The organism is Paraburkholderia sp. BR10872 (assembly GCF_040965835.1).
GTDB classification, from domain to species: domain Bacteria; phylum Pseudomonadota; class Gammaproteobacteria; order Burkholderiales; family Burkholderiaceae; genus Paraburkholderia; species Paraburkholderia nodosa_A.
In genome coordinates this window covers 25,521-44,251 of record NZ_JBFRCN010000017.1, presented here as the reverse complement: position 1 = coordinate 44,251, position 18,731 = coordinate 25,521, and the positions used below count along the sequence as shown (strand labels likewise).

At 64.1% G+C, this 18,731-nt stretch carries 16 protein-coding genes and 1 pseudogene; 4 read left to right on the top strand and 13 right to left on the bottom strand.

Annotated features, from left to right (window positions below):
• Window position 1: 1 nt before the first annotated feature.
• The 5 genes from AB4Y43_RS15570 to AB4Y43_RS15550 all read right to left on the bottom strand — a co-directional run bounded on the left by AB4Y43_RS15570 (window position 2) and on the right by AB4Y43_RS15550 (window position 6,539).
• Window positions 2–1,654: an ABC transporter substrate-binding protein gene (locus AB4Y43_RS15570; protein WP_368728167.1), complete on the bottom strand. Its 1,653-nt coding sequence runs from the start codon at window positions 1,652–1,654 to the stop codon at window positions 2–4.
• Between the two features lie 78 nt (window positions 1,655–1,732).
• On the bottom strand, window positions 1,733–2,965 hold the full coding sequence (locus AB4Y43_RS15565) for an SfnB family sulfur acquisition oxidoreductase (protein WP_368728166.1): 1,233 nt from the start codon (window positions 2,963–2,965) through the stop codon (window positions 1,733–1,735).
• A gap of 29 nt (window positions 2,966–2,994) precedes the next feature.
• Window positions 2,995–4,371, bottom strand: a complete 1,377-nt coding sequence (locus AB4Y43_RS15560; RefSeq protein ID WP_368728165.1) for an LLM class flavin-dependent oxidoreductase — start codon at window positions 4,369–4,371, stop codon at window positions 2,995–2,997.
• Window positions 4,368–5,255, bottom strand: coding sequence for a TauD/TfdA dioxygenase family protein (locus AB4Y43_RS15555; RefSeq protein WP_368728164.1), 888 nt, complete (start codon window positions 5,253–5,255; stop codon window positions 4,368–4,370). The genes AB4Y43_RS15560 and AB4Y43_RS15555 overlap by 4 nt, the downstream gene beginning before the upstream one ends.
• Before the next feature lie 321 nt (window positions 5,256–5,576).
• Complete coding sequence (locus AB4Y43_RS15550) at window positions 5,577–6,539, bottom strand: NmrA/HSCARG family protein (protein ID WP_368728163.1); 963 nt, start codon at window positions 6,537–6,539, stop codon at window positions 5,577–5,579.
• Window positions 6,540–6,678: 139 nt separating this feature from the next.
• Here AB4Y43_RS15550 and AB4Y43_RS15545 point away from each other — a divergent pair, with 139 nt between their 5' ends.
• Window positions 6,679–7,029 carry a helix-turn-helix domain-containing protein gene (locus AB4Y43_RS15545; RefSeq protein ID WP_256094432.1) on the top strand — a complete coding sequence of 117 codons (351 nt, stop codon included), beginning with the start codon at window positions 6,679–6,681 and terminating at the stop codon, window positions 7,027–7,029.
• Window positions 7,030–7,174: 145 nt separating this feature from the next.
• Here the strand turns inward: AB4Y43_RS15545 and AB4Y43_RS15540 are convergent.
• The 6 genes and pseudogenes from AB4Y43_RS15540 to AB4Y43_RS15515 form a co-directional block, all read right to left on the bottom strand.
• Window positions 7,175–7,360: pseudogene (locus tag AB4Y43_RS15540) on the bottom strand (molybdopterin-dependent oxidoreductase); the annotation flags it as partial.
• Window positions 7,361–7,478: 118 nt separating this feature from the next.
• Window positions 7,479–9,197 (bottom strand): ABC transporter substrate-binding protein, encoded by a 1,719-nt coding sequence (locus AB4Y43_RS15535; RefSeq protein WP_368728162.1) that lies wholly within the window; start codon window positions 9,195–9,197, stop codon window positions 7,479–7,481.
• Window positions 9,198–9,361: 164 nt separating this feature from the next.
• Window positions 9,362–10,321: an ABC transporter permease gene (locus AB4Y43_RS15530; protein ID WP_368728161.1), complete on the bottom strand. Its 960-nt coding sequence runs from the start codon at window positions 10,319–10,321 to the stop codon at window positions 9,362–9,364.
• Complete coding sequence (locus AB4Y43_RS15525) at window positions 10,314–11,342, bottom strand: ABC transporter permease (protein WP_368728160.1); 1,029 nt, start codon at window positions 11,340–11,342, stop codon at window positions 10,314–10,316. The genes AB4Y43_RS15530 and AB4Y43_RS15525 overlap by 8 nt, the downstream gene beginning before the upstream one ends.
• Window positions 11,339–12,952: a sugar ABC transporter ATP-binding protein gene (locus AB4Y43_RS15520; RefSeq protein WP_368728159.1), complete on the bottom strand. Its 1,614-nt coding sequence runs from the start codon at window positions 12,950–12,952 to the stop codon at window positions 11,339–11,341. Before AB4Y43_RS15520 ends, AB4Y43_RS15525 begins: the two co-directional genes overlap by 4 nt.
• Window positions 12,949–13,971 (bottom strand): sugar ABC transporter substrate-binding protein, encoded by a 1,023-nt coding sequence (locus tag AB4Y43_RS15515; protein WP_368603346.1) that lies wholly within the window; start codon window positions 13,969–13,971, stop codon window positions 12,949–12,951. Before AB4Y43_RS15515 ends, AB4Y43_RS15520 begins: the two co-directional genes overlap by 4 nt.
• Window positions 13,972–14,856: 885 nt before the next feature.
• Here AB4Y43_RS15515 and AB4Y43_RS15510 point away from each other — a divergent pair.
• Genes AB4Y43_RS15510 through AB4Y43_RS15500 form a run of 3 tightly spaced genes read left to right on the top strand, consistent with a single transcriptional unit; the run spans window position 14,857 to window position 17,506 of the window.
• Complete coding sequence (locus AB4Y43_RS15510; protein ID WP_368684978.1) at window positions 14,857–15,795, top strand: aliphatic sulfonate ABC transporter substrate-binding protein; 939 nt, start codon at window positions 14,857–14,859, stop codon at window positions 15,793–15,795.
• A gap of 17 nt (window positions 15,796–15,812) precedes the next feature.
• On the top strand, window positions 15,813–16,724 hold the full coding sequence (locus tag AB4Y43_RS15505; protein WP_368728158.1) for an ABC transporter permease: 912 nt from the start codon (window positions 15,813–15,815) through the stop codon (window positions 16,722–16,724).
• The gene (locus AB4Y43_RS15500; protein ID WP_368728202.1) at window positions 16,724–17,506 is read left to right on the top strand and encodes an ABC transporter ATP-binding protein; all 783 of its coding nucleotides are present in this window, start codon (window positions 16,724–16,726) and stop codon (window positions 17,504–17,506) included. The genes AB4Y43_RS15505 and AB4Y43_RS15500 overlap by 1 nt, the downstream gene beginning before the upstream one ends.
• A 211-nt stretch (window positions 17,507–17,717) precedes the next feature.
• On the opposite strand, the gene AB4Y43_RS15495 is transcribed toward AB4Y43_RS15500, so the two are convergent.
• Together AB4Y43_RS15495 and AB4Y43_RS15490 are read right to left on the bottom strand one after the other, a co-directional pair.
• Complete coding sequence (locus AB4Y43_RS15495) at window positions 17,718–17,864, bottom strand: hypothetical protein (protein WP_368728157.1); 147 nt, start codon at window positions 17,862–17,864, stop codon at window positions 17,718–17,720.
• The gene (locus tag AB4Y43_RS15490) at window positions 17,861–18,586 is read right to left on the bottom strand and encodes a FadR/GntR family transcriptional regulator (protein WP_368728156.1); all 726 of its coding nucleotides are present in this window, start codon (window positions 18,584–18,586) and stop codon (window positions 17,861–17,863) included. The genes AB4Y43_RS15495 and AB4Y43_RS15490 overlap by 4 nt, the downstream gene beginning before the upstream one ends.
• Between the last annotated feature and the right edge of the window lie 145 nt (window positions 18,587–18,731).

Here is an 18,731-nt window from a genome sequence, read left to right as displayed (position 1 = left end):
GCTACGCGCGCGAGAGCGTTCGGAAATCCACCTGGCCGTGGATGTAGTAGGTGAAGCCGCGCAGGTCGTCGCGCGTGGCGACGTCGAATGCGGGCTGCCACAGCGGTATCAGCGGTACCTGTTCGGTAACAAGCTTCGCGGCGTCGCGCATCAACTGATCGTAGCGGCTCGTGTCGCTTTCCCATCGCGCGGCGTCGGTGAGGCGCACGAGCGCAGGGCTGTCGAACGATCCGAAGTTCCAGCGCCAGTCGCCTTCGAAGAAGATCCGGTAGTAGTAGTCGGGGGCGTTGAACCAGGCCGACGACGAATCGATGAAGAAACCGAGCCGCTTGTCGGTTTGCAACTCGCCCCATTGCGCGCCCGACGATTTGTCGAGCGCCACCTGCACGCCGATCGCCTTCAGTGCGTCCTGGATTAGCAGCGCAGCGGGTTCGGCAATGGCGGCGTCCGTCGCGTTGTAGCTCAGCGTGGTCTGGAAGCCGTCGGGGTGGCCCGCTTCCTTGAGCAACGCGCGTGCGCGTTCGACATTCGTCGCGTAAGGGTAGCGCTGCGGCCACGCGGCCGACGGCGCTGTACCCGCCGCCGCGCCGAACAGCGGTGCGCCCTTGCCGTGATTGACGCCGTCGAACAGCGATTCATAGGGCAGCGCGTAGGCGATGGCCTGACGCACCTTTACCGAGTCGAACGGGGCCAGCCGGGTATTGAACGCGACGAAGCGGAACGTGTTGGTGACCGGAATCGACAGTGCCGCGACGCCGGCTTTCCCTTCCAGGGAGGCGAATTCACGCGGGGGCAGTTGCAGCACGATGTCCGCATCGCCACGCTGCAGCGCGGCGAGCCGGTTCGAAGCGCTGGGTACGGCCTGGACGATGGCGCGCCGGACGAACGGCAAGTCGCCGCTGCGCCAGCCGTCGAAGCGCTCGTAGGCGACCTGCTGTTGACTCTGCCACGCGGCCAGCCGATACGCACCGCCGCCCGCCGGATGACTGCGCAACCAGTTGGTTCCCCACGGATCGCCGGTCTCGGCATGCGACTTCACCTCCGTCGCGTTCAGCACCGAAGCGAAGGTCAGCGCGAGGTTGGGCAACGCGTAGCGGTCTGCGTGCGGCAGATCGATGCGCAGCGTGTGGGGGTTGACCACGACGAACTGCGCGGGATCGGTGAGCGAGCCGGTTGCAAGCTGGCGCTTCGACGCGGGCAGGCTCACCGCGCGGTCGAGCGACCATTTGACGTCGTCGGCGGTGACGGGGCGGCCATCGTGGAAGGTCGCGTCACGCCGCAAATGAAACGTGAGGCTGCGGCCGTCTTGCGTCGACTGGAACGATTCGGCCAGTTCGCCCTTCAGGTGGTCGTAGTCGTAGCGCCAGGCGTCGTGTTTGCGCGCGCTCGCGGAGTCGAGCAATCTGCGATCGAAGCTGACGAGGCGGTCATAGATGTTCGTGAAAAGCCCGAGCGATTCGCGGGAAACGCCGTCGCCGTGCGGGTCGAGCGAATTGCCGATGCCCTCGGCGAGCACGCGGACAATTTCACGGCGCTGCGGCGTGGGCACGGACGTGGGCACGGCGCTGGCGGGCGCGGCGGCGAGCCCGGTGAATCCTGCGCCCGCGGCGAGGCCCGTGCCGATCAGGAAGCGGCGTCTGGTGAGCGTTGTCATGTTCGTCTTGCTGTCGTCGTTTGAAGGGGCTTCACGCGCGTGGCGCGTGCGAAGCGTGCAGGTGATGCGGTGGATACCTCAGACCGAAGCGTGGCGTGCGGGCTCGGTGCCGTTGAGCCAGTGCGCGCCGACGACGTTGTATTTCCAGCGCACCGGATCATGCACGGTATGCGTGCGCGCGTTGCGCCAGTGCCGGTCGAGCGCGTAGCTGCGCAATGTCGATTGACTGCCGCCGAACTCGATCAAGGTGGTCGATGCGTCGAGTGCGAGTTCGGTGGTCATGATCTTGGCCTCGGCCACGGCGATGGAGGCCGCGGAGACGGCGGCGGCTTCGCCCGCCGGCGCGTCGCGCGCGGCGTCGAGGGCTTGGCCCGCGCGCGTGAGCAGGCCTTCGGCCGCGTGCAGGCGCACGATCAGCGCGCCGACCTTGTTGAGCGTGAGCGGATCTTCGCTCGCGTGTACGGCGCCGCTATCGGCCCACGGACGCGCCTTGTTGCGCAGCCAGAAGCGCAGGTCTCGCAGCGCGGCGCGCGCGATGCCCAGATCGATGGCCGCATGCAGCAACTGCGCGAACGGCCCGTGGATCGTGGGGGGCGAAAAAAGACGGTCGCGCGGCAACACGTGCAGCGCGTCCACGTGAACGTCATCGAGAAGTACCGTGCCGCTGGCCGTCGTGCGCTGGCCGAAGCCGTCCCAGTCGTCGATCACCTGCAGGCCCGGGCTGTTCCTGGGCACATAGGCGAGCCATTGATGGCCATCGTCGTCGACGGCGGCAACAGGCACCCAGTGCGCGAAGAGCGCGCCTGTGGAGTAAGCCTTGCGCCCGTTCAGGCGCCATGCGCCGCCGCTGCGCACGAGGCGGGTGTGCATGGTTTTCGAATCGGCGGTGCCCGTTTCGGACACGGCGTTGCCGAAACGCCTGCCGGCCAGGGCCTCGCGAAAGAACAGCGCCTGCTGCGCATCGTTGCCGATGAGGCGCACCGCGTCGACGAGACAATAGTGATTTTGCGGGATCTGTCCGATGGCGGGATCGGCTTCGGACACGACGGCGAGCACCTCGGCGAGCGTGACATGCGAGACGGCCGCGCCGCCGTGGCTGCGCGGCACGGTGATCCCCCACAGGCCGGTGCGCGCGAAGGCTTCGATTTCTTCGTGCGGCAACGCGCGCTCGCGGTCGCGATCCGCCGCGCTGCCGGCGATCGAGTCGGCAAAGCACCGGGCCGCTTCGAGCGCGGCGGTATCGCCGGCGATGACGGTGACTTCGGTTGCGTGCGCAGCGATGCCGTGCCGGGTAATCGTTTCGGTTGTCACAGGAAGTCCATGTCGAGATGAGCGTACCGTCAGGCGTCGCTGTGCGCGCGGCCCGGATGATTGGCAGGCAGCCGCGTGCGACCTTGCCCAAACAGTTTTTCGCGGTACGTGCCGGGCGCATAGGCTGTCTTGAAGCGGCCGCGCGTTTGCAGTTCCGGAATCACGAGCCGTGCGATGTCCGCAAAGCATTGCGGCGTGACGGTGCGCACCAGATTGAATCCGTCGATGCCGGCGCGATCCGCGAAATCGATCAGCCGGTTCGCGACCTCGGCCGGATCGCCCACGATGGGCTCGAAGCGGCCGCCCAGCGGCGCTTGCGCAAGCAGGCCGCGCACGGTCACGGGCTCGCCCGCGCGTGACAGACCGGCAACGGCCGATTGAATGCCGTTGCCGGCGGCGGCGGTAATGGGTTCGTCGAGTCCGTAGCGCGAAAAGTCGATACCGGTCGCGCTCGCAAGCTGCACGAGTGCGGCCAGCGGCTGCGCGTGGCGGCGGTAGGACTCGTAGCGCTCGAGCGCCTCGCTGCGCGTTTGCGCAACCACGACGACGACGCTCGTGAAAAGCCGCACGTCCTCGCGCGAGCGTCCGTGACGCATCAGGTGCGCCTCAAGCGCGCGCGCATGAGCGGCCGTCGCGTCAAGGCCGTGATTGGGCAGGAAGATGCACTCGGCGTGGCGCACGGCGAAGTCCATGCCGCGCGCCGACGCGCCAGCCTGATACAGCACGGGCGAGCGCTGAGGTGACGGTTCGCTCAGATGGATGGCCTCGAACGGATGCCAGGGGCCGTCGTGCCGGATGGTGCGAATCTTCGCGGGATCGGCGAAGCGGCCGGTGGCGCGATCGCGCAGCACGGCGTCGTCGGCCCAACTGGTTTCCCAGAGCCGGTAGAGGCCTGCCAGGTAGTCGTCAGCGCGTTCGTAGCGCTCGTCATGACCGATTGTCCCGCCGGCGCCGCTTGCGCGCGCCGCGCTGTCGAGAAAGCCGGTCACGATGTTCCAGCCAATGCGGCCGCGGCTCAGATGATCGAGTGTCGAGAAACGCCGCGCCAGCAGATAGGGCGGCTCGACTCCCGTTTGCGCGGTGAGGCCGAACGAGAGATGCTCGGTGACGGCCGCCATCATACTCACGACCGGAACCGGATCGTTCACGGGTGTTTGAATGGCGTGTGCGAGCGCGGCTTCCGGGCCACCGCCGTAGACGTCGTACACGCCGAGCGCATCCGCGAGAAAGAGCCCGTCGAACATGCCTTGTTCGAGCACGCGCGCAAGTTGCAGCCAGTACGCGGCGTCGGTGTAGCGCAGGGCGGTGTCGTCGGGATGCGTCCAGAGTCCGTGCGACAGATGACCCGGCGCGTTCATGTCGAACGCGTTCAACAGCAGGTGACGCGGTTCAGCCGGGCTGCTCAAAACGGACGGCTCCCCGCAAGGCTGATGCGCTTGAGGACGCGCCGTTCGCCGGAGTCGAAATCGTCGCGGCCGTGCAGGGTGGCCTGGTTATCCCAGAACACAATATCGCCAACGCTCCAGCGGTGCCGGTAGGCGAATCGCGGCGAGAGGATATGGGCCCGCAAGGCCTCGATGAGTTGCGCGCCTGCGCCCGGCTCGTAGTCGACAAGCTCGACTTCGGTGCGCGCGCCCAGATAGATCAGGCGGCGGCCGCTTTCAGGGTGCGTACGCACGAGCGGGTGATCGATGAACGGACGCAGCGGCTCGATGCCGGGATGCCGATAAAGCGGAATGCCTTCCGGCAGCGGGTGTTTGCGCCGAAGGAACGGGTTGTACGTGATGAGCCGCAGGCCGTTGATTTGCGAGCGAAGATCGGCGGGCAACGCGTCGTACGCCGCCGCGAGGTTGTACCAGGTCGTGTCGCCGCCGTTCTCCGGCACTTCGAGCGCATAGAGCAGCGAGCCCGACGAAGGTTGCGGCGTCCAGTGGTGATCAGAATGTGCGGGTAGCTCGATGTTGCCGAGCACGCCGTCGTCGACATTCGAGACGAGCACGATGTCCGGGACGGTGCCGTCGTCATGCGAGCCGAGAACGGGCGCATCGCGGGGCGGCACGTAGACGGAGCCGAACCACGACGCGAGCCGTCTGAAGGCCGTGTCATCGAGTTGCTGGTTCTTGAAGATGAGAATGTGGTGGTCGCGCAGCGCCTGCTTGAGCGCAAGGATCTGCGCCGCGCTCACGGCACTTGCCCCGTCGAAGCCGTTCACTTGCGCGCCGAGCAGTGCATCGAGCGGAGCGATCGTGAAGGCGTCCGCCCGTGACCCGTTGGTCGAGATGTCTGTCATATCGATGGAATTGGCGCGTCGTTTGTTGATTAGGTATACGACGTAATTGGAGAAAGTCGAGTGTAAGTTCGCGCGAATCGGAACTGGAAATTATTTTTTTGTATAAATAAAGAACGAACAGGAGCGCGCTTATGGCTTATTGGTGTATTCGTCGATATTGCGCGATGCGACGACGCAGGCGTGTTGATATGGATGTTTTTACGCCGATCTGCGCGAACGTAGATGAGGGGCTTCGATATATATTTTGTGGTTGCTCGTGCAACCATATTGACGAAGCCGTGGTGGCGAGAAGGCGCATCGCGGATACGCCTTCGGGAACTGTCAGCGAAGCGCGATCGGCGCGTCGTTTGCGCGACGCGCGTCCTCAAGAAGCGGCTTGCCGGGGCCGGCCAGCCATTCGTCGAAGCGAAGAAGCGGACCGAACTCGCGGTCGAGTGCCCGGATATCCGCGTGGCCGGTGAGCCGATCTTCGTCAATCAGGCTCGCCAGTCGGCCAAGGAACGGGTCCTGTTCCAGCAGACTGTCCGCAAAGCGGTGATAGGCGATCGGTGTGCCTGCGGCGCGGCTAAGGCTTTCCCGCAGGCGCGCGGCGGTGAGTTCGTCGCCCGCGATTTCGATGGTCCGTCCAACGTAGCGTTCCGGCGCAGAGAATATCGTGGCGACGATCTTGCCGATGTCTTGCACGGCAATGATCTGTCCGCGTTGCTCCTCGCGAAGGAAGAACGTGAAGATGTCCTTGTCTAGACCCATGCCCGGCAGCATCAGCATCTCCATGAATCCGGCGGGACGCACAATTGTGCTGTTCAGATCAAGACGACGGATGTGCGCTTCTATCTCCGATTTGCTGTCGAAATGACCCATTCCGGTCTTTTCTTCGCCGGCCGCATTGACCGACGTATAAACCAGGTGCTCGACACCCGATTCCAGCGCAATGTCCGCAATGGCCTTGCCGTAGCGGATTTCCTCCTCGTCGGACACCCCGTACACTGCGCCTTGCCCTGAGCTTGGCTGCACGCTGAAGACGCCATAAATGTCTTTCATCGCGCGTCGGATCGACGCGCTGTCCGCCAGGTCGCCCACCGCCATATCCGCGCCTAGCGAAGCCAGCGACTTCGCTCTGGCGCTGGCAGGATCGCGGACGAATGCCCTGACTGCCCATCCATTCGCCCTGAGCGCGGAGGCGACCGCTCCTCCCTGTTGTCCCGTTGCGCCGAACACGAGCACGGGGTTCCCGCCGACACGGTTCCTGGAGACCGGGCCGCCGGTTTTCGGATTGACTGACATGTTCACTCTCCTCGTTATCAGAGGTGATTCATGGTATAGATTTGAAACCTGAATGCAATTACGCACCTGAACGCTACCAGGTACCCCGGAGGATCCCATGTCCGCGTCATCCCATGAAGACCTCGAACTGAATCGCTTCGTGCTTGAAGAGATCACGAGCAAGTGGTCGCTGCTGGTTCTCGATTGCCTCTGCAGTGGCCCGATGCGATTCAACGCGCTGCGCAGGGCGAACGAAGGCATTACGCAGAAGTCGCTGACGCAATGCCTGCGCCGCCTGGAATTTAACGGCTTCATCAAGCGGACGGTCGTCAGTACCGCTCCGGTGGCCGTGACCTACGAAATCTCGCAACTGGGGCGCTCGCTCGAACCACATCTGCGCGCGATTCTGGAATGGGCAGAGCAGCATCGGCACGCGGTCGAGGCCGCGCGGCAAGCTTTTTCTGCGGCGCAAGGCCCGGTTCAGGGGGAAGGAGGTTTTTCGACGCAGTAGATGCGAAGCGTCATCGCAGGTTTCACCTCGGATGCCCGGCCGTAATGAATCGACCGTGAGGGCGCTGTCTCGATCCGGACGGCGCGAGGCATCACAGCGCGCCGGGGCGCGGATCGGGCACGAAGCCGTCGCGGTTGGGCATGTATAGCAGGCCGTGCGTGAACTGGACGGGCAGCCCGCTCGGGCCGTTCCATTCGTTGCCGGTATTGCCCGAGCATTCGAGAAAGTGCACGCGCGACTCGGACGGGAAGCGCACGAGGCCGTCCATCGTGAAGAGTCGTGGCTCGCGCACGAGGCCATGCACGACGAGGCGATGCTGGTCGGGATCGATGGCGGCCACGCGGCATGGGGGATTAGGTGCGCCACATTCGAACGCCGTGACCTGACAACCTTTGACCGATTCGCCGATCGCTGTTCGCGCCGCAGGATTGAGAGGGCTGCGCACTCGATCAGGCGTCTACATAGAGCCCGGCCAGATTGCCGCAGAGTCCGTCCGCCGTGACCGTGTGTCCATGCACCCGCTTGTTGCAGAGCGTGACCTGCTTGAGTGTGATGAGGTTGTAGACCGGCAGATCATCCGCCACCTTCAGCTGAAACTCCTTGAAGATCTCGATACGCTTGTTCCGGTCGACCGCCACCGCGGCCGCTTCCAGAAGCCTGTCCGCGTCCGCGTTCTCGTAGTGGCTGGCATTGGAGAAGGGCACGCCGGGCTTGAAATTCTTCGACCAGTAGATTCGCTGGACACCCACAGTCGGGTCGAAGGTGTTGCCCATGAAGTTTGCGTCGATATCGAACGCACGATCCGTGAACACACGTTTTACATAAGTCGGGAAGTCTTGCGAGCGAACCGTTGCGTCGATACCGACACGTCTGAGCGATTGCCTGAGAAACTGTGCGAGTAGCTGAAACGACGGATCGTACGGGTTGTAGTCGATTGTCAACGGGAAACGGAATGACTGCCCATCTCCCTTACGCCGATAGCCCGCGTCATCCAGCAGCTTCTCCGCGAGTGCCGGATCGTATGGATAGGACTTTACGGCGGGGTCGTAGAACTGGCTCAGCAAAGGGCTGATCGCCGCCGGCGAGGGCACGCCGTAACCATAGAAGACGGATCGCAGGATCGCCTGGCGATCAATGGCATGACCGATGGCGTGGCGGATGCGTACATCTTTCAGATACGGGTTGTCGAGGTTGAAAACCAGTTGAGTCAATGCGGCATCGTAGCTGTAGCCGCGCGTTTCGAGTTGCAGATGCGGCTCCTTCGTGAGCCTGGCGATGTCCGTCAACGGCACGGGGTTTTCGCCGGCAAGATCGAGCTCTCCGGTTTCGAGCGCGGCAGCGCGTGCGGCGGCATCCGGGATGAACGTCAACCAGAGTTCATCGACATACGGCTTCGGTGCATCCCAGTAGTCGGGGTTGCGCACCAGACGGACATGACTGCCGCGCACCCACTCCTTGAACAAATACGGCCCGGTGCCGATTGGCTTCGCATTGTTAGGATTATTAAGCGGATCGCCTTCGGCATAGAGGTGAGCCGGAACGATCGGCGACTCGGACGCAGCCAGCGCATAGAGCAGATAGGGCGCAGGGCGGGAGAGTCTCAGCACAGCGGTATGAGCATCCGGCGTATCGACACCCGATACGTTCGCGAAGGTGGCGCGGCCACGCGGGTGATACGTCTGCAGGAGCTTGATGGACTGCGCGACATCCTGCGAGGTGAACGGCTTGCCATCGTGCCATCGCACGTTCTCACGAAGATGAAACGTGTATTGCAGGCCATCGCTGCTGATTTCCCACTTCGTCGCCAGTTGCGGTTGAGGTTGCACGTCGAAGTCGTAAGCGAGCAGACCTTCCGTTATCTTGGGACTCGCCTTGTCCTCCGCGCCTGCCGTCGTCGCGAAGTTGACCAGCACATTCGGTTCCGGATTGACCAGCAGCGTCACGCGGCCGCCGCGCCTGGGCGCAGGTGATCCGGATGGTTTGCCGCCGACTTGCTGCGCGTACGCGGCGGATGGCGTGCCAATTGCTGACGCCAGTACGGTGGCGCCGGCGGCGGCCCCGAGTCCCTGGAGGAAGGCGCGGCGTTTCAGAGCGTGATGGCCATTCGACGACGCGAGTGCATGTTTGGATGGCGGTGCGGAAGTGGGTTTTCCTGCTTTGCGGCGCATGACGAGCCACTCGGTAATTGGGGCAATTTAGTGTAGGCACGCCTCAATTGCGAGGTGAACCATTCGATCATCGGATGCTTATGATGAAAGCGATTACATGCATATGGTTGTGCTGGGAGTGTTGCGACGTCACACCTCGTTGACGGGGGCGAGCCGCAGAACAATCACGCCAGCTGCTCTCCGCGCGGTGCGAAGCTCAGCGCCAGCACAGCGAAGATCAGCACGCCGGTTGCGACCTGCTGCCAATAGAAATTCCAGCCAATCAGCAACAGGCCATTGGCCACGAGGCTGATCAGCAGAACGCCGAGCAGCGTGCCGGTCACGCCTGGCCGTCGGCTCGGCGACAGCGTGGTGCCGATGAAGGTTGCGCCGATCGCGTTCAGCAGATAACCATTGCCCGCCTGCGGGACGTACGCCTTGACCGTCGACGACAGCAACACGCCGACCACGCCATAGATTAACGCGCTGGCAATCAGCGTCCACGACACGATCGCGCCGACAGGCAGCCCCGAGTAGCGTGCGACGCCCGGTTGTGCGCCCAACGCGGCGGCCTGCCGTCCAAACACCGAGCGCGCCGAGGCCACGTGAACCGCGCCAGCCAGTATCGCGACCAGCCACAGCGGCACAGGAATTCCGGCGATTGCGCCGTGTGCCAGCTCGCTGAACAGCGCCGACAGCGGGACATTGAGCAAATAGACTGGCTGTCCGCCGTCGGTCGCCAACTGCTGCACGGTTTGTCCGATGAACAGCGTGCCGAGCGTGGCGAGAAACGGCGCGATGCCGAAGCCGGCGATCAACACGCTGTTGAGCGCGCCGACCGCCAGCGCTGCCACGAATCCGCCCAGTATGGCGAGCGGCAGCGCCGTCTGATGCGCGCTGAGCAGCACGAACGCGAGGCTCGCAACGTCGATCGACGTGCCCAACGATAGATCGATCGCACCGATTGACAACGCCAGCGTCATCCCCAGCGACGCGATCGCGAGCAACGCGAAGTTGTTTAGGAGCACGTTCGCCAGATTGTCGGCGCGCGCGAAGCCGGGCGCGACCGCCGAGAAAAATGCAAACACGGCGAAGAGTGCGACGATCAACGCGTAGCGCTGCACCCGGGCGATCCGGTTAGTCATTTGCATGGTTCCCGGTGTGGCGTCGGCGCATCACAGCGGTGGTGGCGACGACGAACAGGATCAGCGCGCCCTCGACACCGTTGACCCAATAACTCGACAGATTGTCGAGCTGGAAGCCATTGTTGACGAGGCCGACAAACAGCACGGCAAGCAAGGTGCCCGGAATGGTCGGCACGAGCCGCCGTGAGAATACGACGCCCAATAGTGCCGCCGCGATGACCGCCAGCAGATTCTCGCCCGCGCCTGGCGAACTTCCGCTCAGCAGCGCAGAGGATGCAAGGGCCGCCAGCGCGGCCGAGAGACCGCTGACCACATAGCTCGAAGCAACATACCGGTCTGTGCGGATTCCCGCGGCGCGCGCGGCGTCGCGATGCGCGCCGGTCGCGCGCAGGCGCAAGCCGAATGCGGTGTAGTGGATCAGCAGCGTGAACAGCACGGCGACGCCTATGAGCGCATACGCGAGATGCGGCACGTCGAACGGGCCGCTATCCAGCAGGAACGTCATCAGCGGCGAGGCGACTGGGACAGACGTATTCTGCGTCAGCACCAGTTCGAGGCCTGCGGCGATATTCATCGTCGTCAACGTGGCGAGCAACGGGAAGATGCCCAGCGCGATCACCGCGAATGCGTTCAACGCGCCGATCGCGGCACCTGCGGCGAGCGTCAGAACCAGCGCGGCGCTTTCCGGCAGACCGTCGCGCAAACTCACGGCATAGACCGCCGCGCACCAGCCCATGTTCGCCGCGATCGACAGATCGAGTCCGCCCTTGATCGGATCCGCGCCGCCGCCGATCAGAACGGCCGTCAGCCCAAAGCCGAGAATGCCTACCACGACCGATTGCTGCAGTACGTTCGCCAGATTCGCGATGCTCAGGAATAGCGGAGAAGTCGCGGCGAAGACCGCCGCCACCAGCGCAAACGCCAGCACGGCGCAGCCGCGCAGCCAGAACTGCGCGCCGAACCATCCGGACGGCAACGCAACGCGTGGGCGCTGCCGTGTATCGTCAAGTACCTTGCTCATGCGGCGCGCTCCGTACGGCGCGCGCGCGGCGGCGCGGCTGTCGCCTCGCCGTTGGATCCGGTGCGAGCGCCAGTGGCCCATGCAAGCACCTCCTGACTCGAGGTTTCGCGCGAGATCAATTCCTTGACGATGCGCCCGCGCGTCATGACCAGCACGCGATCGGTCACTTCCAGCAGTTCGATCAGGTCGCTCGAAAACAGCAGCACGGCCGCGCCGTCGTTGGCGAGCCGCTCGAGCATCCGGTAGATCTCGGTCTTTGCACCGATATCGACGCCCACAGTGGGTTCGTCGAGCAGATAGATTCTCGACCCCGGTCCGGCGCCGCGAATCAGCCATTTGCCTAATGCGACCTTCTGCTGATTGCCGCCCGACAGATGACGCACCGGCGCTTCCGGGCCGGGTGCGCGGATGCTGAACGCGTCGATCGCCTGCCGCACGGCCTGGCGCTCGTCGCGTCGCGCCAGCAATCCGAAGCGGCTGAAACGCGCGAGGCTCGACAGCGTGAGGTTTTCGCGCACGCTCAGCGACGGCGCGACACCATGCGCGCGACGGTCTTCGGGCACGAAGGCGATGCCGGCGCGCACCGCGTCGGCGGGGCGGCGCAGTCGCACGGGCTTGCCGTCGAGTGTGATCGCGCCGCGAACCTCGCGTTCGAGTCCGAACAGGCTGCGCACCAGTTGCTTGCCGCCCGAGCCCAGCAGCCCGGTCACGCCGACGATCTCGCCGCGCCCGAGTTCGAACGAAATCTGCTCGAAGCGCTTGTCCGCGTGGAGCTCGTGCACCGACAGAAGCGGGGCGCTTGCGGTTCGCGGCGCACGCGCTGTGCGGGTCGTCGCATCGGTGCCGATCATCGCGCTGACCAACGCTTCGGTCGGGGTTGTGCGAGCGTCGACGTGCGCGACGTCCTTGCCGTCGCGCAAGACCGTGACCCGATCGCAGATCGCCGCGATTTCGTTCAGATGATGAGACACATACAGGATTGTCAGGCCGCGCTGCCGCAGGCGATCGATCGTCTGAAGCAGACGCTCGACTTCGCGATTGACGAGCGCGGCAGTCGGTTCGTCGAACACCAGAATGCGCGGCTCGCGCATCAACGCACGGGTGATCTGCACGATCTGCTGTTCGGCCACGCTCAACTCGGCGATCAGACGGTTGGGCGCGAGATCGATGCCGAAATGCGTTGCGACCGCTTCGCGCGCCTCACGCTGCATGCGCCGGACGTCGAGTATGCCCAGAGGAGAACTGCGCCGATCGAAGCGCGTGCGGCGCGTGCCGAGAATCGGCTCGTTGCCGCTTAGCAAGGCTTCGGCGACCGTGAAGGTGGCGGGCAGTAGCCGTTCCTGATGAATGAAACCGATCTGCGATAGCGGCTCACGTGACGCGCTTCCGTTCGGACCCCGGTCCACGCCGTCCACCGCGATGGTCCCGTCGTCGGCATGGTGAATACCGGCGAGTATCTTGATCAGCGTCGATTTTCCCGCGCCGTTCTGACCGATCAGGCCATGCACGGTGCCGCGCCGCACTTCCAGCGATGCGGCGCGCAGCGCGGGCACACCGTTGAACTGCTTGACGACGTCACGCAGCGCGAGCGCGGGAATGTACTGCGTCATTTCGATGCGATGCTGCCGTTCTGTGCCGTTTGCCCGAGCGTCTGCTGAATGGCGCCGGCGTTATCTTTCGTGACAAGGATCGACGGCACGTAGGTGTACGGCGCCAGATTCTTCTCGCCGGCGAGATAGCGCGCAACGTTGTCGACCGCGGTTTTGCCGATCAGCGCGGGTTGCTGCGCGACCACGGCGGCCGCGCTCGAATTCGGATCCTTGACGAGGTTGACCACGTCCGGGCTGCCGTCTACCGCATAGGTTTTGATTTCCGTGCGGTGCGCGGCGTCGATAGCCTGCGTCGCGCCGACTTGCGGCACGTCCCACGCGGCCCAGATCGCGGCGATCTGCCCCTTCGGATATTTGGTCAGCAACTGGCTGATCTGCGCATACGCGCTTTGTACGGTGTTCGGAATCACATCGCGCAGTTCGGGCTGGATGATGTGCACCTTCGGGTAGTACTTCAGCACGGCTTTCAACTGGTCATAACGGATTGCGCACACCGGTACGCCATAAAAACCGTTGAACACGAGAATGTTGCCTTCGCCGTGAATGTCGTTGACGAGTTTCAGCGCCAACTGTTCGCCGATGAAGAAATTATCCGACGTGGTGTCGTTCAGGCTGGACGGCGAGGCCGTATCGATTGTGAAGAGCGGGATGCCTGCCTGGCGGATTTTCTGCAACCAAGGCTCCAGCACGCTCGCCGTGCCCAGTTGTTCGACGATCGCGTCGGGCTTCTGCGCGATCAGTGTCTGGATCTGCGCGATCTGCCGATTGTCGTTGCGGCCCGCATCGAGTGCGATCGGCGTACCGCCCAGCCGTTTGACTTCGTCGACCGCACCTTGATAGGCCTTCAGGTCCCAGTAGTGATCCGTGCCGGCTGCCGTAATGCCGATCCGCTTGCCTTTCAGCGACGGCACGTCCTTGTCGGCCGCGTCCTGCGCGTGTGCGCCGATACCGGCCCCCAGAAGAGAAAGCGTGACGAGTGCCGGAAGAAACTGCCTCAGTTTGCTATGGATTTTTTTCATGTCGTCGTGGAGTCGAAGCGGGTGAAGCGATCCGACGACTTTAAACAACAACACGACGCTGGAAACGAACAAATCCCGCTAAGGTTATCAGGGGGATGTTGCGGTGCTTAGTACGAATGGCGCAGATCGGCGGGACGAGTCCAAAGGACCGAACCGTAGCCAGGCCAAAAAGGCGTTTGCGCGCCACGCCAATCTGACGACTACCTCGGTCACGCTGTAAGGCATCATCGATTCAGGTCTCGGCGAAGTGAACAACCAGGGTGGCAAATCGAACGTTCAGGCGACTTCAGCCGGGCTGTCGGGCAGCCGGTTCGGAATCCGGGCTCACGCGCAACCAGCATTGCGCAGAACCGCCAGGGAACACGGCTCATCGCGTCTGTTCGCGACGACCCTGGTTGCTCTGTCGACGCAATGAATCAAGCCGGGCGGGGACCATCGGCGGTCCAGCGCCCCGTTGAGTCGACTTCGATCGGCACGACGGCATTTAGCGGCATATCCGGATGCAGCGACGAGAGCTCCGTGGGAATGCGTCGAGCAGCATGACCGGTACGCGGCCCTTGTTGCGAGTCCGGATGACGCGCAGCGCGCGCTCGCTGGATTCCCGCCGATCAGTAACCGACCTTCTCAGGCCAGCGCGGCGCGCAGGGATATTCATTCCGCTTCTTTCGATCTGACCGATTCTTGGTTCCGTTTCGCGTCAGTGCTTTTTATGCTGGCAGGTTCGATGAGTATGCCGCGGCACACGCGGCCCCTCACGCCACACGCTAAAAAAGGGAAAAGCACATGCAGAACCAAAAGACGAAGATGCCGCTGCGGCGGCATATCGGCCAGTCGCTGCGCGCCTGGCGCAAGCCGGCCGCGCTGTGGCTGCTCGGCCTGGTCGCGATGATCGCCGCGCCGGCATGGGCGGCCGCCGCCGCACCCGCGGAACTCAAGATCGACTACGCGTACTACTCGCCGGAAAGTCTGGTGATCAAACGCAATGGCTGGCTCGAGCAGGAGTTCGCGCCGGATCATACGCAGGTGCGCTGGGTGCTGAGCCTCGGCAGCAACCGCGCACTGGAGTACCTGAACAGCGGCGCCATCGATATCGGCTCGACCGCGGGCCTCGCGGCCGTGCTCGGCAAGGCGAACGGTAATCCGATCAAGACCGTGTATATCTTCTCGCGCCCGGAGTGGACGGCGCTGGTTGTGCGCAAGGATTCGCCGCTGAAGTCGCTCGCCGACCTCAAGGGCAAGAAGATTGCCGCCACGAAGGGCACCGATCCCTACCTCTTCACGCTGCGCGCACTGCATACCGTCGGCCTGACGAAGGATGACGTCGAGATCGTCAATCTCCAGCATCCGGATGGCCGCACGGCGCTGATCAACGGTCAGGTCGATGCGTGGGCCGGGCTCGATCCCCACATGGCCGCCGCGGAAGTCGACAACGGCGCGCGTCTGCTGTACCGCAATGTCGGCTTCAACACGTGGGGCTTCCTGAACGTGCGCGATGTGTTCCTGAAACAGTACCCGGACACCGTCACGCGCGTGCTGAAGGTCTATGAGCGTGCGCGGGAATGGATTGGCGCGCACCCCGACGAGGCGGCGCAAATCGTTTCCGAAGACTCGAAGGTGTCGCTCGCGGTCGCAAAGCTGCAACTGAGCCGCAACGACTTCAGCCACCCGCAGCCGGGTGCGGAACAGATCAAGGCGCTGGAAGCTGCCGCGCCGATCCTGGTTCAGGAGCAACTGGTCAAGCCGGGCACCGATCTGAACCAGGTGATCGAATCGCTGATCGACGCGCAGGCGGCCCAGCCGGCGCTGGCATCGGCGCAACATTAATAACCGGGCAGGCTGACATGGCAGTGGAAGAAGCGGCAGCACGCTCGCTGGCGCAGTCCGGTGAGGTTACGGCGGGGCGAAGGACTGAGGCTCCCGCGTATGGCGACACGCAACGCACCAGCGCGCCGGTGCGGGAAGCGGGTGCCCCGCAAGAGCGTGCGCCGCGCGCCTGGCGCATGGCGGGCTTGCTGCTGCCGGTCGCCTTCCTGCTTGTCGTGGAAGTGCTCGTGCGTGCGCAGGTGCTGCCGGACAATCTCGTGCCCGCGCCTTCGGAGATCGCGCAGGCGCTGTGGCAACTCGGCGGCGCAACCCTGCTCAAGCACATCGTGCAGAGCACGGCGCGCGTGGCGGCCGGGTTCGCGTGCGGCGCGCTGTTCGCGGTATTCGTCGGCGCGGCGATGGGCTTGAGCCGCCGGCTCGACGCATTGCTCGATCCGAGTTTTCAGGCGCTGCGTGCGATTCCGTCGCTCGCATGGGTGCCCGTGCTGCTGCTCTGGATGGGCATCGATGAGGCGCCAAAAATCACGCTCGTCGCGATTGGCGCATTCTTTCCGGTGCATCTGAGCGTGCTATCTGGAGTCCGAAACGTCGATCGCAAGCTCGTCGAACTGGGCGCGGTGTATCGGCTGTCTTCGTGGCGGCTATTCGTGCGAATCCTGTTGCCCGCTGCGTTGCCGCATATTTTCACGGGGCTACGCACGGGGCTGGCGGTCTCGTGGATGTTCGTCGTCGCGGCCGAGCTGATCGCCGCAACGCGCGGGCTTGGCTACCTCCTGAGCGACGGGCGCGAGACGGGCCGGCCCGATATCGTGTTTGGCGCCATCCTCCTGCTGGGATTGCTCGGCAAGTTGACCGACAGCGCAATGAAGGCGCTCGAGGCACACGTCTTGGCCTGGCGCGACACGAGTGTCGAGGGAGCGCGCACATGATGGCGGCTTCGTTGACCAGCACGGCGCGCGAGACGTATCCGCCCCTCGTCGATATCGACATCCGCCAGAAGCGCTACGGCGAGCGGCCGATTCTCGACAGCCTGCGGCTCACGCTCGCGCCCGGCGAGATCGTGGCGCTGCTCGGCCCGAGCGGCTGCGGCAAGAGTACGCTGCTGCGCATTGCGGCGGGGCTGGATCGCGACTACGCGGGCACCGTCTCGTACAACGGCGAAGTGCTACGCGGCCCGTCGCCGCTCGCGGGCGTGATCTTTCAGGAGCCGCGCTTGTTGCCATGGCTGCGCGTGGCCGATAACGTGTGCTTTCCGCAGCGCGCTCGCGGCGACGCGCTCGCACGCGCGCAGTCGCTGCTCGAAGAGGTCGGCTTGCGTCCCGAAGACGGCGCGCTCTGGCCGAAGCATCTCTCGGGAGGCATGGCCCAGCGCGTGGCGATTGCACGCGGCCTGTTCACGCAGCCGCAGCTGCTGTTGCTCGACGAACCATTCAGCGCCGTCGACGCAATGACGCGTATGCGCCTTCAGGACCTGCTGCTCGCCATCGTGGATGCCCATCGAACGGCCGCGCTCGTCGTCACGCACGATATCGACGAGGCGCTGCACCTGGCCGATCGGATCGTCTTGCTGGAGCCTGCCGGTGGAGCGCGGACACGACCTGCCAGCCGCATTTTTGAATTGGGCGGCGCACGTCCGCGCCGGCGCGAGGACACGGCCCGCTCGGCATGGCGCAGGATCCTGTTCGAGGGGCTGGAGACATTGGTGCGGTGAAGACCGTTTCCTCCGCTCACACGTACGCGCGCGTCTGGCGCGACATCGCTGCAATGAAAAATCTGGATCTCGAACTTCTGCGCACCTACGTGGCGGTGGCCAAACGCGGTCGCGGATTACTCGAATACCGGGCTGCGCCGCCTTCAGGAAACGTTCGATGGTGGTTGGGCAGAGGTTGACGAACCGACATTTGCCCGTCAGATCGTAAGAGTCATTGACCTCCGCGATATTCGACAGCGCCATGCATCATGGCGAGACCGTAGGTGCCGACGGCATTGCGCAGGTTCCCCTTAATGCAGACGATCTTCAGCGTGAAGTCGAGCAGTCGAGCGAATTGGCGGGTGCCGAGCCCCGTCATGCATTTTCACTTGCTTGCCCTGTGCCGGATTCTTTTTTCAGCGCACCGCTGATCCATCGCTCCCCGGAAGCCTTGAGATGAGCACGCATCGCTGTCTGCGCCGCGATAGGATCGCTGGCCTGCAGGGCCCTCAGGATTTCTTCGTGCTCGCATACTGCCTCGGTCCAGGTTTGAGGACTTTCCGTATGACCGCGCATGGCGGCCGCGATCGGATCGTGGCGGCTATCGAAGAGTTCGCCGACGAAACGACTCAGTACGGAGTTACCAGCCGCCTCCGCGATCAGCATGTGGAATTGCCGGTCCGCTTCAACGGGGGATTTGCCCGCTGCTGCAAGTCTGCGCATCCGCTCGATTGAGCGTCGCAGGCGATCGAGCGTGGCGGCGGTCATGCGCGCAGCGGCGAGCACCGATACGCTGCCTTCGATCGCAGCGCGCGCCTGCATCAACTCGGACGGGCTATCGCCGAGCGATCCCACCGCGCTCTCATCATCGATACCTGTCTCACGCACGTAGACGCCGGATCCGACACGGATCTCGACCTTGCCACCGATCTCCAGCGCAATAAGCGCCTCACGTAGGGAGGGCCGCGAGACGCCAAGCTTGATGGCGAGTTCCCGCTCCGGCGGCAGGCGCTCGCCCGCCGGGAATTCACCCTGACGAATCAATGTGAGGATCTGGGTAGCAATGGATTGGTAAAGCCGCTTGGGTTCGGTTGATTTCACGATGAGGTTCGGTGCCTGCCAGTTGCCGACAAGTTGAACGGCTCATAGAGTCTAGCATTTCGGCTGAAGTACCGTGGGACAAGCGTTTGCGCCCGTCCCAGGGTTTTCCTTATGGGTAAGGCCAGTTAATAAAAATCATATTGGC

Coding starts and splice junctions, on each gene's coding strand:
- AB4Y43_RS15555 (WP_368728164.1), bottom strand. CDS start 5,255: ATGACAGACATCTCGACCAACGGGTCACGGGCGGACGCCTTCACGATC.
- AB4Y43_RS15515 (WP_368603346.1), bottom strand. CDS start 13,971: ATGAAAAAAATCCATAGCAAACTGAGGCAGTTTCTTCCGGCACTCGTC.
- AB4Y43_RS15530 (WP_368728161.1), bottom strand. CDS start 10,321: ATGACTAACCGGATCGCCCGGGTGCAGCGCTACGCGTTGATCGTCGCA.
- AB4Y43_RS15520 (WP_368728159.1), bottom strand. CDS start 12,952: ATGACGCAGTACATTCCCGCGCTCGCGCTGCGTGACGTCGTCAAGCAG.
- AB4Y43_RS15495 (WP_368728157.1), bottom strand. CDS start 17,864: ATGACGGGGCTCGGCACCCGCCAATTCGCTCGACTGCTCGACTTCACG.
- AB4Y43_RS15505 (WP_368728158.1), top strand. CDS start 15,813: ATGGCAGTGGAAGAAGCGGCAGCACGCTCGCTGGCGCAGTCCGGTGAG.
- AB4Y43_RS15570 (WP_368728167.1), bottom strand. CDS start 1,654: ATGACAACGCTCACCAGACGCCGCTTCCTGATCGGCACGGGCCTCGCC.
- AB4Y43_RS15550 (WP_368728163.1), bottom strand. CDS start 6,539: ATGTCAGTCAATCCGAAAACCGGCGGCCCGGTCTCCAGGAACCGTGTC.
- AB4Y43_RS15510 (WP_368684978.1), top strand. CDS start 14,857: ATGATCGCCGCGCCGGCATGGGCGGCCGCCGCCGCACCCGCGGAACTC.
- AB4Y43_RS15525 (WP_368728160.1), bottom strand. CDS start 11,342: ATGAGCAAGGTACTTGACGATACACGGCAGCGCCCACGCGTTGCGTTG.
- AB4Y43_RS15500 (WP_368728202.1), top strand. CDS start 16,724: ATGGCGGCTTCGTTGACCAGCACGGCGCGCGAGACGTATCCGCCCCTC.
- AB4Y43_RS15535 (WP_368728162.1), bottom strand. CDS start 9,197: ATGCGCCGCAAAGCAGGAAAACCCACTTCCGCACCGCCATCCAAACAT.